Genomic DNA, 16,466 nt, shown 5'->3' with positions numbered 1-16,466 from the left:
CCGGCTTTCAATCGGCCGGGCGGTGTACGTGCAACGAAGGCCGCGTGACCTTCCATGTCGGGGCGCGGCCTTTCAGGCGAGTCAGAGAATGGCGTGTCGCCGGGTCTTCGGTCCGCGCTCCTGAGGGCGAATGACCCCGAGGAGCGCGGCGGGCCCCTGTCGCTCCCGTCGCTTCAGCGGTACGTGGAGGCCTGGGCCTGCATGCGGCTGGCCTGGCCGGCCGTGAAGTTGGTCATGCAAGCATCGTCGGTGTAATCCATGTAGTTGCGGATCGGGTCGTCGCCGGCGGCGGGACAGGTGTTGCGGCCCACGGGGCAGCCGAACGCGGCCGACTTCTCGGCCGGGGTGTCGTCGACGAGGTCGCCCTGCTTGGAGCAGCCGCCCTGGAAGGTGTGATAGAGGCCCATCCAGTGGCCGACCTCGTGGACGCCGGTCATGCCGAGGTTGTAGGGGACCGCGCTGCCGCCCGGCAAGCTGGCGTTGAGGATCACCACGCCGTCGTACTTCGGGTTGCTGTTGTACTGGGAGGGGAAGGTGGCCCAGCCGAGCAAGCCCTGGCCGATGTTGCCGGTGTAGATGTTGAGGGTCTCCTTGCCGCCCCTGCGCAGGGCGTTCTTCGCCTGCACCTCGGCCGAGCTGCCGGAGGCCATGGTGTACCAGCTGTTGTTGTTGGTCCGGTCGACGCCCGCCAGCGCGAACGAGAAGCCTGTCCCGGCGTAGGTCGAATTGAGGAGGTTCAGCTGGGCGTTGATCTGCTGGTCGCTGACGTCGCCCTGGCCGGCGTTGTTGCGGATGACGTGGAACCACACCGGGATGGCCGCCCGCGCGCCTTCGATCGTCTGCGAGGGGCCGGCGGCGAAGCGATGCTGGAAGTCGGCCTCCATCGCCGCGATCTCGAAGGCGCTCGGGTGAACGCCGCAGCGGCCGTGCAGAGCCGCCTCTTCAGCGGCCGCCAGGTCTTCCACACAGGCGTCGTCGTCCATCTCGCAGATGTCGCGGGCGTCCTCGTCGAGGTCGAGAACAACGTCCTGCGCCTCGCCAGGGGTGGAATCGTCAGAGACATCGCAAGCGAGCGCGCACGCGCCGAGGATCGTGCACCAGAGAGTCGTGGTCTTCATGAGCTCCTTACAGCCCGATCACGGGCCCATCGTAGAGTAAACAACTTCGTCCAGGAGGAACCAGCAGCGATGACGCGCCTGCGTCGTGTAAGCCACACGGGTCCGCTTCTGTGTGTGAACTCGATTGCCCCTGTCGCGCCCGGGCGAATGTGCGAAGGTTACGCGTCATGCAGACTCGATTGACCTGGATTGCTGCCGGCTTGTGCGTGACGGCGTGTGGTCCTGCACCCCCGGAGAACGAGTCTGCGGGGGAGCAGACGTCGACGTCCATGACGAGTTCGTCGACGGGAGATCCATCGCCGACCGAGCCCGAGCCGACGAGCGCGACGAGCGAGACGAGCGAGACCAGCGGGACGTCGGGCCCGGCGCCGGAGTGCCAGTCGGACGCGGATTGCGAGGGCTTCTGCGAGTACTGCGTGGAGGGCGAGTGCTACGACGCGGTCGGCTGCTGCGCGGTGGTGCCGAACCTCGACGGGGCGCTCGAGCTGCGCTGCCAGGGCTACGAATGCTACGCGGACGACGAATGTGACGAGGGCCACGAGTGCGTCGGCCCAGGATGGTGCGACCCGATCGCGGCGATACCAGTGTGCGAACGGCTGCCGCTGACGCTGTCGGAGCCGTGGCTGCAAGGCTCTCCGAGCGCGCTGGCGCTGGTCGACGTCGACGGCGACGCGGCGCTCGACGTGGTGGCGTTGGACCCGGACGCGGGCGCGGTCGAGGTGCTGCTCGGCGACGGGCTCGGCGGGTTCGCGTCAGGGGTGATGTTCCCGACCGACATGTTCGGAGGCACGCAGCGGCTGGCAGTGGCGGACTTCGACGCGGATGGTTGGTCGGACCTGGCGGTGTCCCGGGCCGCGCCGATCGGGGAGCTGCATCTGCTGTTCGGGCAGGACGCGATGTTCGCGGCGCCGGTGAAGGAGACGCTGGGCGCAGAGCCGGGGCAGCTGTGGGCCGGCGACTTCGACGGCGACGGGCGGGCCGACCTGCTGGCCCGCGGGGCCGATCCGGCGCAGCCGATCGCGCTGCGCCTGGGCGACGGGATGGGCGGCTTCGGTGAGCCGTTCGGGGCGGCGCTGCGCGGGGTGATGTTCGCGACGTGGGTCGGTGCGGTCGGCGGGGACCCGGCCAGGCTCGACCTGCTGGCGACGGTGGCGAGCCCGCCGGCGGTCGACGTGTTCGAGTTCGTGGCGGGGATGGGGCTGCAGCCGATCGACGGGGTGACCGCGCCGGGGATCCGCGCGCTCGACAGCGTGGTGGCCGGGGACGTCGACGGCGACGGGCTGACGGACGTGATCGGGCACCGCAAGCCGCCGCCGGAGCTCGACCTGCTGACGATCTGGTCGCAGGGCCAGGCCATGCCGGACCTGCGGGTCGAGGAGGCGCCGCTGCTCGGGCCCGTGGCCGACGTCGACGGCGACGGGGCGGGCGACGTGCTGGCCGCGGGGTCAGGGCGGGTGCACGTGATCTTCGTCGCCGGCGGCGACGGGCCGTGCGTGCAGAGCCTGCCGTTCAGCCCGGGCATCACGCCGCAGGCGCTGGCGGCCGGCGACGTCGACGGCGACGGGCGGGCCGACGTGGTCGCGGCCGCGCCACAGCTGGCGGAGTTCACGCTGATGCGGACTGGGCCGTGAGGACATGTCACGGAGGGCATGCCCGATCGGGCATGTCCTCCGGAACATGTTTTTTGGAATAGGTACGGAAGATCAGGTCCCACAGCGGGCTGGAGATGCCGAAGTCGAGCGCGCGGTCGCCGAAGTGGTGGCGCAGGTGACGGCGGCGGACGGCCCGGCCGAGGGCGGTGCGCGGGCGCCGGTGGTGGGCGACGAGATGGGCCCACTCGTAGGCGAGGTAGCCGAGCAGGGTGCCGGCCAGCAGCGGCCAGCGGGCGGCGGAGCCGAGGGCGAGGCCGTAGACGCCGAACAGCAGCAGGGCCAGGCCGCCGCTGTAGAGCGGGGTGGCGACCAGGCGGTCGCGGTCGTTGGGGGCGACGTGGTGGTGGCGGTGGACGATGAAGCTGGTGACCTGCCGCGCGGGGGTGGTCGGGGCCAGGTGGAAGAAGCCGCGGTGCAGCCAGTACTCGACGAAGGTCCACACCAGCCAGCCGCCGGCGACCAGGAGGGCCAGCGGCGCGGGGTCGTAGGCGGCTGCCCCGAAGACCAGGCCGGCGGCGATCGGGCCGACCCACAGGAGATAGGGGCTGGCCCAGTGGGCCCGCGTCAGGCGCTCGTACAGCGGGCGGTGGAAGAAGCGCGGGGACCTGGCCTGAAGGTCAGGTTTGGCCTCGGGCCCGAGCGCGGCGTCCAGCAGCGCGTCGGTGAGGACCGGGTGGCGCGCCACGACTACTCCGCGGCGGGGGTCCGGTGGCTGCGCCAGAACTCGCCGAGCACGACGGCGGCGGCGCAGGCGACGTTGAGGCTGTCGAGCGCGCCGGTGCCGGGGATGTGGACGGTGTCGTCGGCCATGTTCAGGAGCGCGGGGGCGAGGCCGTCGGCCTCGGCGCCCAGCATGATGATGGACCGCGGCGGCAGCGGGGCGCTGTAGAGCGAGCGCTTGGCGCGGGCGGCGGTGGCGATCAGGCGGAAGCCGGCCCGCCGCGCGACGACCAGCGGGCCCGTACCCTCGGCGACGGGGACGACGTCGACGAACTCGGCGCCGCCCTCGGCGGTGCGCAGCATGGCCGGCGAGGCGTGCGACTCGAGGCCGCCGGCGAACACCGCGTCGACGTCGAAGTGGGCGCACACGCGGACGATCGCGCCGAGGTTGTGCGGGTTGCCGACGCCGCCGAGGTAGAGGAGGCAGCGCGGACGCGTCGGGTCGCGCCGCTGCAGCGCGCTCTGGAGGCCGATGGCCGGGCGCTCGCGGGCGATGAAGCAGATGCCCTCGTGGTGGACGGACTGGGTGATCCGCTCGAGCTCGTCGTCCTCGACGATGTGATAGGCGATCCGGCGCTCGGCGCAGCGCTTGAGGACGGGGCCGAACGCGGGCAGGCGCGAGGGGTGGACGTAGACGCGGCGGACGTCGTCGGGCCGGCGGGCGGCGAGCGCCAGGCAGGCGTTGACGCCGCAGACCTTCATCTCGGGGGCGGCCGGGGCGGCGGGGGCCTTGGGGCTTTTCAGGGCGCGTTGCATGCGGGCGCCGGAGGTATAGCAGGCGGCCGCGGGGGCTCCGGCGTCGGCGCTCGTGAGCCCGGTCGGGTCAGGCGGGGCGCCCGGCCAGGTGGTCGTAGACGACGCCGTACTGCCGCTGGAGCTCGCCGAACAGGAGCGGGGCGTGCAGCAGGTCGCCAGCGCGGCTCTTGGCCTCGAGCGCGGCGGCGATGGCGTGGAGGCTCATCAGCCGCAGGCCGCCGGAGCTGCCCTTGAGGCTGTGCGCGGCCTCTCGTACGCCGTCGATGTCGCCGCCGGCGATGGCGAGGCGCAGGCGCTCCATCAGCTCGTCGGCCTCGCGCAGGAACAGGGCCGCGATCTCGTCGGCCGTGGTGGCGCCCAGCAGGTCGCGCAGCTGGCGGTAGCCGGCCGTCGCCTCGCGCTCGAGCTCCGTCGGGGTCGACACCAGCGAGGGGTCGAGCTGCGGCGGCGGCGGCGGGACCTCGATGGGTCGGCGCGACCGCTCGAGCGCGGCCCGCAGCTCGCGGATCTGGATCGGCTTGCTGACGTAGTCGTCCATGCCGGCGGCGAGGCAGGCCTCGCGGTCGCTGTCCATGGCGTTGGCGGTCATGGCGACGATGCGCGGCTGCGGCCCGCCGCTGCGGCGGATCAGCCGCGTCGCCTCGAGGCCGTCCATCTCCGGCATCTGCACGTCCATGAGGACGATGTCGTAGGCGTGGCGGCTGATCGCGTCGAGCGCCTCGATGCCGTGGAAGGCGCAGTCGGCCCGGTAGCCGAACCGCTCCAGCATCAGCAGCATGAGCTTCTGGTTGGTGGCGTTGTCCTCGGCGACGAGGATCCGCAGCGGCAGCCGCTCGGCCAGGGTCGGGTCGAACTCGGACGCGCCGAGCTCGACCCGCGGGCTCGGCTGGGCGTCGCCCTCGCCGAGCACGCTGGCCAGCGCGGCCAGCAGCGAGGCGCCCTTGATCGGCTTGCTGACCAATGCGTCATGTTCTTCGAGACCTGTCCCATAGGACCGCCTCGCCATCGGCGCGAGCAGGACCACCGGGACGTGGGCGTGGCGCAGGGCGGCGAGCAAGTCCTTGTGGCGCTCGTCGGGCAACAGGGTGTCGACGACCGCGACGTCGACGGCGACCTCGCGCAGGCCGGCCAGCGCCTCGCCGGCGGTGGCGAAGGCGAGCGTCTGCAGGCCCCAGGCGTGGGCGTGGCCGGAGAGCAGGCGCCGCTGCGGGCCGCTGGCGTCGACGAGCAGCAGCTGCTTGCCGCGGAAGCGGCCGTCGTGGTCGGCGACGATGATCTGCGAGTTGGGCTCGCTGGCGGCGTCGATGGTGAAGTAGAAGGTCGAGCCGCGGTCGACCTCGCTGACGGCCCACATGGTGCCGCCGAGCATCTCGGCCAGGCGCTTGCTGATCGCCAGACCGAGGCCGGTGCCGCCGAAGCGCCGGGTGGTCGAGCTGTCGAGCTGGCTGAAGCTCTGGAACAGCCGGTCCATGCGATCGGCGCGGATGCCGATGCCGGTGTCCTCGACCGCGAACAACAGGCCGTAGCGCGGCGGGCCGTCGCCGGGGCGCCGCACGCCGCGGACGCTGACGTCGAGGCTGATGTCGCCGTGGGCGGTGAACTTGACGGCGTTGCTGAGGAGGTTGAGGAGGATCTGGCGCAGGCGCGTCGAGTCGGTGACGAGCCGGCGCGGGACGTCGGCGGCGATCGAGACGGCGATGTTGAGCGGCTTGTCGCCGAGCTTGCTGGCCGCCACGAGGTCGACCACGCCGTCGATGAACTCCTGCAGGTTGAAGGCCTCGCTCTCGAGCTCGAGCTTGTTGGCCTCGATCTTCGAGAAGTCGAGGATGTCGTTGATGATGGTCAGCAGCGACTCGCACGAGGAGCGCAGGGTGTCGACGAAGTCGCGCTGCTCGCTGCTCAGCGGGGTGTCGAGCAGCAGCCCCGTCATGCCGATGATCGCGTTCATCGGCGTGCGGATCTCGTGGCTCATGTTGGCGAGGAAGGTGCCCTTGGCGGCGTTGGCGGCCTCCGCGGCCTCCTTCGCGGCGGCCAGCGCCTGCTGGGCCCGCGTGCGCTCCGTGATGTCGGTGACGCTGGCGCGCACGAGGTTGCGGCCGCTCGCCGGCAGGCGCACCAGCCGGACCTCGCACGGGATGTCCTGCCCGGCGCCGTTGCGGTGGACCCACTCGAACACCGGCGCCTCGCCGGCCATGGCCGCGAGCACGTGCTCGTGCGCGCCCTCGAGCGAGTTGCGGCCGTCGGGCTGGACCGGCGGGCTCATGATGCCGGGGCCGACGTGCATGAGCTCCTCGCGCGAGAGGCCGTACAGCCGGAGGGCGTTGGCGTTGGGATCGACGAACAGGCCGGTGTTGCCGTCGACGACGAGGATGGCGTCCGGGGCGTACTCGAACAGGGTCCGGAACCGCTCCTCGCTCTCGCGCAGCGCGGCCTCGGCCTTGCGACGCTCGGCCAGCTCCTGGCGGGCGGTGATGTAGAGGCCGGCGTTGACGACGCTGATCGCCAGCAGACCCGCGAACGGGGCCATCTCGGCCAGGGTCATGGCGTCGACGGCCGTCAGACCGGTGAGGCCGCCGATCACCATCACGCCGAGCCGCCGCTCGTGGGTCTCGACGGGCGTCAGCGCGAGGCCGATCGAGCTGTCGGCGGTGGGCGGGACCAGCAGCGCGTGCCCCGACTGCCACACCTCCATCACCGGGCCGCCGCGGTTGGCCTCGATGTGCTCGCCGAGCGAGCGGATCACCGAGCTCGCGCCGGCGATCGCCCGCAGGCCCTCGGGCTGGGCGAGGTAGAAGGCCGCGCCGCCGCCGTCGAAGAACTGCTCGGCGTGCCACAAGATCGAGCCGACCAACGCCGGCAGGTCGACCTGCTCGCCGAGGCCGCGCCGGATGTCGTGCATCGCCGCGAGGTAGTGGTCACGCCACGGCAAACCGAACTCCCGAGTGCCCCTGCGCCGTCATCACCGGTTGCTCTGTGGCAAGGTGTACCAAAACTCGCCACGCTCACGCGCAGCGGCGCGCGCGCCGAGGGGCCTCCACGTCGCGTCCATACGCTGTTCTCGCGCCTCACCCCAGGGCCCCGCGCGGGGAGATCTCCGGGACAGGATCAGCGCCACAACGGCGCGCAGGGGCCGCTGTGCGTTGTTCGGGCGCAGACCGGGCGATGCGGACCGGACCGCGCCCGAATCGCGACGGCGTACTGCGGCGTCGACCTCGCGGGCGTCGCCCGGTGCGCAGTCCCCGTGCGTGGACCCAGGCGATCGCGCGAGCGCTGCCGCCGCGCTCTGGGGCTGGGCGGAGACGGATGTGAGGACATGTCTCCCTCGACATGTCTCGCTGGGCATGCCTGATGAGACATGTCTGAAGGGGCATGGCCGAACGAGCATGTCCTGAGGGACATGCCCGCGCGCCGACAAGAGCGGCCGAGGTCGCGGCTCGCGGCGCGTCAACCCGGGCGGGTGTCGAGCGCCTGGCGGACGCGGGCGGCCAGGGCCTCGAAGCTGCCGGACACGACCACGCCCTCGCCGCCGGCGTGGCGCGACAGCACCAACACGCGCAGCTCGGACTGGGCCTTCTGCAGGGCGCGCGCGGCGTCGGCGGTGCCGGCCGACAGCTCGGACGAGATCAGGGCGAGGGCCGGTGGCGGCCGGGTCTGGCGCTGCAGCGCGAGCGCCTCGTCGAGGTGCTCGGCGATGTGGACGGTGTAGCCGAGCTGGCGCAGCGCAGCGGCCACGGCCCCGCGCAGGTGGAGGTCGTCGTCGAGGATGAGCACCGACTCGACGCCGCGGGTGTCGGGCGCGGGGGTCGGGTCGACCGCGCGCGGGATGCTGAACACCCGCGGCAGCACGACCTCGATCGCCAGCGAGTCGAAGCTGGCGCGGAAGCTCGACTCGCCGTCGCGGTTGAGCCGCAGGGCGCCGCCGCCGTGGCGGGCGATCGCCTGCGCCAGGACCAGCCGCGCGCGCAGGGCCTCGCCCATGTCGGCGCCGCCCGACTCGACCGGGTAGGCGAGGAAGCGGATCCGGACGTACTCGCCGGCGGGCAAGCCGAACCCGAGCGAGCGCTCGATGCCCAGCGTCTGCGGGGCGACGTCGATCGCCAGCTTGGAACCCTGGGGCATGTATGAACGGATGTGTCGGACGACGGCGACGACCAGCAGCTCGAGCTGGCGCGGGTCGACGCGGACGGCGCTGCGCAGGCCCTCGACCGGGAGGTCGAGCGCGAGGCCGTCGCCGAGCACGCGCGAAAGCAGGCCGCCCATGCGGGCGATCAGCGAGGCGGGGGCGACGTCGACCGGGTCGGCGAGCTGGCGGCGCGCGAACGCGGCGAGCTGGCGGACGAGGTCGTTCGCGTTGCGGGCGGCGCTGCGGATCCGCTCGTCGGTGGCGAGGTTCTCGATCTCGGTCAGCGGGTTCTGCAGGTCGGCGCTCATCGCCGACGCCAGCCGCGCGACCGCGCCGGTCCGCTCGGCGTGGCGCAGCATCGCCGCGGCCTGCAGGCGGTCGGTGATGTCCTCGCTGACGACGATCACGCCCGAGGGCTTGCCGTCGCCGCCGGTCAGCGGGATCCGGCTGACCGCGAGCCACTGCTCGCGGCCCGCCGCGACCTGGGTCGCCTCGATGCGGGCGATCTGCGGGCGCCCGCTCTGCAGCACCTCGCGCTCGTGCCGCCGCGCGACGTCACCGCCGTCGCACAGCTCGGGGCGCAGGACCAACTCGCGATCGCTGCGGCCGGCCAACTGGGCTCCGGTGAGGCCGGCCGCGCGAGCGAACGCGCGGTTGGCCCCGCGGTAGCGCAGGCGGCCGTCTTTCCAGGCGATCCGCTGCGGCAGGTGATCGAGGACTGCGGCGGTCTCGTCGATGCGCACGAGCGCGGCGGCCAGCGCGGCGGCCAGGGCGCTGGCCGCATGGGCATGTCCTTCGGACCAGGTGAAGCGCTGGCCGAAGGCGGCGAACAGGAGCACGCCGACGAGGCCGTCGCCGCGGGCCGGGGCGGCCAGCAGGGCGGGGGCGCCGAACAACCGCAGCGGCTTGAGCTCGGGCGGCGAGACCTCGCCCGCCGGGGCGCTGACGACCCGACCCTCGGCGAACGCCTCGAGCCAGCGCGGGGGCAGCCGCAGCTCGTCGCCGCGCGGAGCCCCACGCTCGCGCATCCACACGCCGCGCGGCGCAAAGCCGAGTCCGCTGGGCTCGAGGAACGCGGCGAAGTCGAGCCCCTGCGGCTCGGCGAAGGCCGCGAGCGCCCGTTCGGCCGCGCCCGCGCCGGGGAGCAAGAGGCTCCGCAAGGCCGCGGCGAGGGCGGGCAGGCAGCGTTCATCGCCGGGGTCAGGCATCTGGAGGTGACAGTGTATCAGGGCCGGAGGTCGGTTAGCCTGTCGCGGCATGATCGGCCTGCCGCAAGCGCTGCTCCTTGACCTCGACGGAACCCTCGTTCACAGCGAGCACATCCATACCGAGGGCCTGGTCCGCTTCTGCGCGGGCCGCGGGCTCGAACTCAGCGAACCCGAACGGCTGTTCGTGATCGGCCACGCCTGGCAGGAGATCTACGCCGAGCTGCGATTGGAGGCCCGCCTGGGAGCAACCCTTGCGGAGGTGCTGGCTGGCACCACGGCGGCCAAGGACGCCATGTTTGCGGCCGGGTTGAGGCTTCCGGTCCTCGAGGGCGCGCGCGAGCTGGTCTCTTTGGCCCACGCCGCCGGGATCGCGGTGGCGATCGTGAGCGGTTCGGCGCGCTCGGAGATCGTGCAGGCGCTGGCGGTGCTCGAGATCGGCGAGCTGTTGCGCTTCTACGTCGGCGCCGAGGACGTGATCCGCGGCAAGCCGTCGCCGGAGGGCTACGTCCTCGCGGCGCAGCGGCTCGGCGCGGCGCCGGAGCGGTGCCTGGTGGTCGAGGACAGCGAGGCCGGGATCGCGGCCGGGATCGCCGCCGGCATGCGCGTGCTGGCGACCTCGGCGGCCAACCCGCCGCCGGATCGGCCCGGGCACCAGCGGCAACACGCCGCCCACCGCGTGGTCCCCGGTCTCGCCGGGTTGCAGCTGGCCGACCTCGCGGCGGTGATGACGTCGTGAGCGCGCCCGTCCTGGTGCTGATGCCCGACGCCGAGGCGCGGGTCGATCTGGCCCGCCCGGTGCTCGGCACCACCCCCGCGGTCCGCCTCGCCGACGCCGCTCGCCGCGCCGGCTTCGTCGAGGTTCTCCTGGCCCCGGGGACATGTTCGATCGTACATGGCGCGAGGGTCGTGTCGTCCGGCGAGCCGATCGCGGCCCCGGCGCTGCTCGTGTTCGAGAGCGCGGTGATCGCCGAGCCGCTGCTGCGCGCCTTGGTCGAGCAGCCGCTCGCGGCCGACGAGGGCTACTCGCTCGGCGACGGGCTCGGACGTCCGAGTGCGTGGTGCACCGGTCACCTCGCGTGCGTGCCGGCCGAGCTGCCGATCGCGGAGGAGTTGCCGTGGCCGGCCGATCGCGGGCCCGCAGATCTCGCGCGCTACGTGTACGGCGAAGATCGGGCACGCCTCGAAGCGGTGATCTGGAGCGATCGCGGCGACGCTGTCGAGGGCGCCGCGAGCGCGTCGGGGTGGCTGCGCGCGATCGTGAATCGCTTGGCCGACAGCGGTCGTCCGCTGGGACAGATCGAGCTCGCGGCGACGGTGACGGCGGTCCTCGCCGGGCCGGCGGCTCTGCTCGGTGGTCGGCTCGGGATCGTCCTCGGGGCCGCGCTGCTCTGCATCGGGGTGCAGCTCGCGGCAGTGGTGCCCGCGCTCGCGCGACTGGTCCGCGGGCGTGGGGGCGCGGCCGACGTGCAGTGGCTCGCGCCCGCGGTGCGACCGTTCGGGCACGCGGCCTACGTCGCCGCGTTGACCTACGCGCTGGTCGCCGAGGCGGGTCGCTCCAGCGTCGCTGGGCTGGTGCTGCTCGGCCTCGGCGCGGGCGCGGCGTTCCTGTCGCTGGCCCACGCGCGCGACGTGCTGCGCGGCGAGCGACCGCGCTTCGAATTGCCGAGCGTCGACGCGTTTGCGGCGCGGCTCGGCGCCACGCTGCCGGCGTGGTCGAACAGCGACGTCCGCGTCGAGGTCGTCGCGCTGGCGCTTGCCGTCACGGGCGCGCCCGGCCTGCCCTGGGGTGTGCTCGTCGGCGCCGCGCTCGCGCGGCTGTGGCGGTGGTTCATCGCGCCGAGAGGGTGAGCGAGGCCTCACAAATCGAGCCTGACCGATCGCACTCGTTGGAGACACACACATCGGGTCTCGAGTCGCGCCGCGCCATGCCGCGGGGGGCAGCGCACGCGCGGTGTTTGACCCCACCTGGCCCGGATGCTAGGTTTGCCGCCAGGCTCCTTCATGGCACGCAAGATCCCGCTTCTCCCGCTCCGCGAGCTCATCGTCTTCCCGCACGAGGTCGTGCCGCTCTTCGTCGGGCGCGAGAAGTCGATCAACGCCCTCGAAGAGGCCATGGCAAGCGACCGGAGCATCCTGCTCTGCGCGCAGAAGAAGGCCAAGGTCAACGATCCGCGGCCCGACGGCATCCACACGTTCGGCACGATCGGCAGCATCATCCAGCTGCTGCGTCTGCCCGACGGCACCGTCAAGGTGCTGGTCGAGGGCAAGAGCCGGGCGAAGATCGGCCGCTACCTCGACCACGACAAGTACTTCCTGGTCGAAGTCGACGTCGTCGAACCTTCCGCGGTGACCGTCGAGGAGGAGCCCGAGCTGGCGGCGCTGATGCGCTCGGTGCAGGCGACCTTCGAGAACTACGTCAAGCTCAACAAGCGCGTGCCGCCCGAGCTGGCCGCGAGCGTGGCGAGCATCGACAACCCGTCGCGCATGGCCGACACGATCGCCGCGCACGTGAACTTCAAGCTGTCGGCCAAGCAAGAACTGCTCGAGACCGAGTCGGTCCGCGCGCGCCTGGAGAAGCTCTACGAGCTGATGCAGAACGAGATCGAGATTCTCCAGGTGGAGAAGAAGATCCGGACGCGCGTCAAGAAGCAGATGGAGAAGAACCAGAAGGAGTACTACCTCAACGAGCAGATGCAGGCGATCCAGAAGGAACTCGGCTCGCAGGACGAGTTCAAGAACGAGATCGCCGAGCTCGAAGAGAAGGTGCGCCGCAAGAAGATGTCGGCGGAGGCGACCGACCGGCTCAAGAAGGAGCTGCGCAAGCTCAAGATGATGAGCCCGATGAGCGCCGAGGCCACGGTCGTGCGCAACTACATCGACACGGTGCTCGCGCTGCCGTGGGACGAGCGCACGGTCGAGAAGCTCGACGTCGACGAGGCCGAGAAGATCCTCGACCAGGACCACTACGGCCTCGAGAAGCCGAAGGAGCGCATCATCGAGTACCTCGCGGTGCGCTCGCTGGTGCCGAAGCTGAAGGGCCCGATCCTGTGCCTCGTCGGCCCGCCCGGCGTCGGCAAGACGTCGCTGGCGAAGAGCGTGGCGCGAGCGACCAACCGCAAGTTCGTCCGCGTGTCGCTCGGCGGCGTGCGCGACGAGGCCGAGATCCGCGGCCACCGGCGCACCTACATCGGCGCGATGCCGGGCAAGATCATCCAGGGCCTGCGCAAGGCCGGCTCCGCCAACCCGGTGTTCCTGCTCGACGAGATCGACAAGATTTCGATGGACTTCCGCGGCGACCCGTCGGCGGCGATGCTCGAGGTCCTCGACCCCGAGCAGAACCAGGCCTTCGTCGACCACTTCCTCGACCTCGACTACGACCTCAGCGACGTGCTGTTCCTGTGCACCGCGAACTCGCTGCACTCGATCCCGCTGCCGCTGCAGGATCGCATGGAGATCATCGAGCTCACGGGCTACACGGACGAGGAGAAGGGCAAGATCTGCCGCCAGTACCTCATCCCGAAGCAGCTCGAGGCCAACGGTCTGTCGACGGTCGAGGTCACGTTCACCGACCAGGCGGTCGGCGAGCTCATCCACCACTACACCAAGGAAGCCGGGGTCCGTAACCTCGAGCGCGCCGTCGGCTCGGTGGTCCGCAAGCTGGCCCGCGAGTACATCAAGGAAGGCAAGAAGAAGAAGGCGTACAAGGTCGACGTGCGCACGGTCCAGCGCCTCCTGGGGCCGCAGAAGTTCCGCTACAACGTCGCCGAGACCAACGACCAGATCGGCATGACCAACGGCCTCGCCGTGACGATCTTCGGCGGCGACCTGCTGCCCGCCGAGGTCACCGTGTCGGCCGGCAAGGGCAAGGTCACCCTGACCGGCAAGCTCGGCGAGGTCATGCAGGAGTCGGCGCAGGCGGCTGTCACCTACGTCCGCTCGCGCTCGCTGTCGTTCGGCCTCGAGCCCGACTTCTACGAGCACATCGACTTCCACGTCCACTTCCCCGAGGGCGCGGTGCCCAAGGACGGCCCCTCGGCGGGCGTCACGATCGTGACCTCGCTGGTGTCCGCGCTGCTGCAGGTGCCGGTGCGCAAGGACGTGGCGATGACCGGCGAGATCAACCTGCGCGGTAAGGTGCTGCCGATCGGCGGGCTCAAGGACAAACTGCTCGCGGCCTTCCGCGGCGGCATGAAGACGGTCATCTGCCCGCGAGACAACGAGAAGGACCTGCAGGACGTGCCGAAGAACGTGCTCAAGGCGCTCGAGGTCAAGCTCGCCGACACCATCGACGACGTGCTCCGCGCCGCCCTGTCGATGCCGCCGGAGGACCATCCGAACGCGCCGTTCCGCAAGTTCATGTCGGGCGAGCTGGTCGCCGGCCCGGCCGACTGGCGAGCGGTCGCGCAGTACCTCGACGAGCGCCGCCGCAAGGACCGCGCCGCTCACGAGAGCGAGCACGGGCCGCACTGAGGCGCGAAGCGCCGCCGCACGGAGCCGCCGGGACGCGAGTCTCGGCGGCTTCGCCGTTTAAAGGCCCGCGCTCTCGCTGCGGCGACGCGGATGAAGCGTCAGCGCCTGTCAGCCGGAGCTCGGAGGTGGGGAGCGACTGACAGGCGTGACGTGTCTACTCGTCGGGACTCTCGTCGTCGCCGACCGCGAAAATCACATGGCCGAAGAGACCTGTCCCATCGCGCAGGTCTCGGCGGCCATGTTCTTCCGTTCATGGAAGAGGCGCGCGGCTCACTTCTTGGCGCGCTCGAACGTGACCTTGTTGATCTTCACGTCGTCGAGCGGGCGATCGGCGCGGGTCTTGACCTTGCTGATGGCGATCGCGTTCTTGCTGTCGCACTTGCCGAACACTGCGTGCTTGTCGTCGAGGTGCGGCGTGGCCGCGACGGTGACGAAGAACTGCGAGCTGCCGGTGTTCGGCCCGCGGTTGGCCATCGACAGGATGCCCGGGCCGGTGTGGCGCAGGGTCTTGTCGAACTCGTCGACGATGAGGAAGCCGGGGCCGCCGGTGCCGGTGCCCAGCGGATCGCCGCCCTGCAGCATGAAGCCGGGGATCACGCGGTGGAACAGGGTGCCGTCGTAGAAGTTGCCCGTCTTCCAGGTGTCTTCCTTCTTGACGTAATAGGGCCGCACGCCGCGCGCGAGGCCGACGAAGTTGGCGACCGTCTTGGGCGTCTGCTCTTCGAACAGCTCGCAGCGGATCGGGCCCATCGTGGTGTCGAGGGTGGCGAACAGCTTGCCCTTCGACTTGTCGGCGAGCGCCTCGTCGCCGGCCAGCGCCTGCTCGAGGGTAATCTCGCCCATCGGGTCGCCCTGGGCCTTGTTGAACTCGAGCAGGTCGGCCGGGGACAGGCCGGGGCGCGCCATCTGGCCCTTCTTGAACTTCGCGGCGGGCGGCGGCGGCTCGGTCTTGGTCTCCTGCTTGGTCTCCGGGGCCTTGGCCTCGGGCGCCTTCACTTCCGGCGCCTTGGCGTCGGGCTTCTTGGCGTCGGTCTTGGTCGGCTCGGCCTTGCTGGCGTCGGTCTTGCCGGCGTCGGGGGCGCAAGCGGCAAGCACCAGCGCGCAGGAGAGGGAGAGGATGCGGACGTGCGAGATCTCGGGCATGGTCGTAGGTCCGTAGACGGCGAGGGTTTTCCCACGACCGCGCGCCGCGGCCAGTGAATCTGCGCGCGCAGAGCCGTGAGGAAGATCGCGGGTCACGGCGCGCGGCGGATGGTGACCGTGGCGATCTTCGGCGGGTTCGCAGGGTCGGCCAGAGCGCGGCGGGCCAGCTCGCGGACGACATCCTCAGAGTCGCACGAGCCGATGATGGTGTGCTTGCCCTTGAGCTGGGTCAGCGGGGCGAACGAGATGAAGAACTCGGCGGCGCTGCTGTGCGGGGCGCCGGTGTTGGCGAGGGCGAGCAGGCCCGGGCGATCGAACACGTGTCCGGCGGACATCTCGTCCTGAAGGACGAAGCCCGGACCGGTTCCGCGGCGGCCGGCCTGGATGAATTCCCCGTCCTGGACGCGGTGGACGGGGGTGTCGTCGTAATAGGGCGCCGTGTGCCAGGGACCCTCAAGGGCGTCCTGGAACGGGCGGAGGCCGCGGGCCAGGCCGACGAAGTTGGCGACCGCGATCGGCGCCTCGCTCGGGTCGAGGGTGCAGCGGATCTCGCCGGCGTCGGTGCTCAGGATGGCGAGCAGGCGAGGGCCCTCGGGGAGGCCGGCGACCGCTTCCTCGTAGGTGAAGCGGCCCGCGTGCGGGTCGCCCGCGGTCTGGTTGCGCGCCACGACCTCCGGCACGGGCGGCGGGAAGGGCCGGGGCCCGCTCGCACAGGCGCACAGCGCGACGAGGGCGAGCCCGAGGCCGGAGCGGAGAGGGGTGCGCACGGGCGTGAGCATACGTTACTCTCCGCATAGATGGACGTTCGTCGGGCAGCGCGGAGACCTGGCTCTTGGGCCAGCATCGTGCTCGGTTTGTCGGTCTCGTGGTTCGCGCTCGCGGGTTGCCGTCACTCGTCCAGCGGCGAGCTCGGCGCGCCGGCGGGGGCGAGCGCCTGGGACACCCGGCTCGACCAGCTCTTCGACGATCGCTTCACCCCCACCGCGGTCGAGCTGACGGGGCGCGCGCCGGGCGACGTCCTCGATCAGCGGCGCTTCAGCCAGCGCCTCGGCTACGCCAACGTCATCGTCCTCGTCACCGTGGATCAGGTGTGGAGCCGCACGTTGTTCGGGGGCCAGCCGCAGCAGCGGGTGGAGGTGACGCTCGGCCGCAGCTTGCGCGGCAGCCTGCCGCGCAAGACGACCCCGTCGCAGGTGCTCGTGCTGCGCCAGGCCGAGGAATTGCCGGCAGACGCGGTCGGGCGGGTCATGTTGATGTTCGTCGCCTGGGCGCCGGG

At 71.6% G+C, this 16,466-nt stretch carries 12 protein-coding genes (1 of these 12 cut by a window edge); 5 read left to right on the top strand and 7 right to left on the bottom strand.

The genetic code is table 11. The annotated features are described in order from the left end of the window. Positions 1 to 173: 173 nt before the first annotated feature. Entirely contained in the window at positions 174 to 1,118 is a 945-nt protein-coding gene (locus tag OV090_RS04830; RefSeq protein WP_267702285.1) for a zinc metalloprotease, read from the bottom strand. Between the two features lie 269 nt (positions 1,119 to 1,387). Here OV090_RS04830 and OV090_RS04825 point away from each other — a divergent pair, with 269 nt between their 5' ends. After that, positions 1,388 to 2,749, top strand: coding sequence for a VCBS repeat-containing protein (locus OV090_RS04825; RefSeq protein WP_267702284.1), 1,362 nt, complete (start codon positions 1,388 to 1,390; stop codon positions 2,747 to 2,749). A 7-nt stretch (positions 2,750 to 2,756) separates the two neighbouring features. On the opposite strand, the gene OV090_RS04820 is transcribed toward OV090_RS04825, so the two are convergent. The 4 genes from OV090_RS04820 to OV090_RS04805 form a co-directional block, all read right to left on the bottom strand. Beyond that, positions 2,757 to 3,455, bottom strand: a complete 699-nt coding sequence (locus OV090_RS04820; protein ID WP_267702283.1) for a sterol desaturase family protein — start codon at positions 3,453 to 3,455, stop codon at positions 2,757 to 2,759. 2 nt (positions 3,456 to 3,457) lie between these two features. Then, positions 3,458 to 4,246 carry a TrmH family RNA methyltransferase gene (locus OV090_RS04815; RefSeq protein ID WP_267702282.1) on the bottom strand — a complete coding sequence of 263 codons (789 nt, stop codon included), beginning with the start codon at positions 4,244 to 4,246 and terminating at the stop codon, positions 3,458 to 3,460. A gap of 67 nt (positions 4,247 to 4,313) precedes the next feature. Further along, the gene (locus tag OV090_RS04810) at positions 4,314 to 7,145 is read right to left on the bottom strand and encodes a response regulator (RefSeq protein ID WP_267702281.1); all 2,832 of its coding nucleotides are present in this window, start codon (positions 7,143 to 7,145) and stop codon (positions 4,314 to 4,316) included. A 545-nt stretch (positions 7,146 to 7,690) separates the two neighbouring features. Beyond that, on the bottom strand, positions 7,691 to 9,577 hold the full coding sequence (locus OV090_RS04805; protein ID WP_267702280.1) for a PAS domain-containing protein: 1,887 nt from the start codon (positions 9,575 to 9,577) through the stop codon (positions 7,691 to 7,693). A 49-nt stretch (positions 9,578 to 9,626) separates the two neighbouring features. Here OV090_RS04805 and OV090_RS04800 point away from each other — a divergent pair, with 49 nt between their 5' ends. From OV090_RS04800 to lon, 3 genes are all read left to right on the top strand, one after another. After that, positions 9,627 to 10,313 (top strand): HAD family phosphatase, encoded by a 687-nt coding sequence (locus OV090_RS04800; RefSeq protein WP_267702279.1) that lies wholly within the window; start codon positions 9,627 to 9,629, stop codon positions 10,311 to 10,313. After that, on the top strand, positions 10,310 to 11,425 hold the full coding sequence (locus tag OV090_RS04795) for a hypothetical protein (protein ID WP_267702278.1): 1,116 nt from the start codon (positions 10,310 to 10,312) through the stop codon (positions 11,423 to 11,425). The genes OV090_RS04800 and OV090_RS04795 overlap by 4 nt, the downstream gene beginning before the upstream one ends. 153 nt (positions 11,426 to 11,578) lie before the next feature. Then, positions 11,579 to 14,047: an endopeptidase La gene (gene lon, locus OV090_RS04790; protein ID WP_267702277.1), complete on the top strand. Its 2,469-nt coding sequence runs from the start codon at positions 11,579 to 11,581 to the stop codon at positions 14,045 to 14,047. A 270-nt stretch (positions 14,048 to 14,317) separates the two neighbouring features. Here lon and OV090_RS04785 read toward each other — a convergent pair whose 3' ends face one another. Both OV090_RS04785 and OV090_RS04780 read right to left on the bottom strand, forming a co-directional pair. Then, entirely contained in the window at positions 14,318 to 15,190 is an 873-nt protein-coding gene (locus OV090_RS04785) for a peptidylprolyl isomerase (RefSeq protein WP_267702276.1), read from the bottom strand. Between the two features lie 92 nt (positions 15,191 to 15,282). After that, on the bottom strand, positions 15,283 to 15,957 hold the full coding sequence (locus tag OV090_RS04780; RefSeq protein ID WP_267702275.1) for a peptidylprolyl isomerase: 675 nt from the start codon (positions 15,955 to 15,957) through the stop codon (positions 15,283 to 15,285). A gap of 78 nt (positions 15,958 to 16,035) precedes the next feature. On the opposite strand from OV090_RS04780, the gene OV090_RS04775 reads away from it, so the two are divergent. Then, positions 16,036 to 16,466, top strand: the 5' portion of a protein-coding gene (locus tag OV090_RS04775; RefSeq protein ID WP_267702274.1) for a hypothetical protein. 157 nt of this gene lie beyond the right edge of the window; 431 of the gene's 588 nt are visible here — the first part of the coding sequence; it begins with the start codon at positions 16,036 to 16,038; its stop codon lies beyond the right edge, outside the window.

Source organism: Nannocystis sp. RBIL2 (assembly GCF_026626745.1).
Taxonomy (GTDB): domain Bacteria; phylum Myxococcota_A; class Polyangia; order Nannocystales; family Nannocystaceae; genus Nannocystis.
Note: the sequence above shows the minus strand (reverse complement) of the source record. Positions and strands in the feature narration are given on the sequence as shown.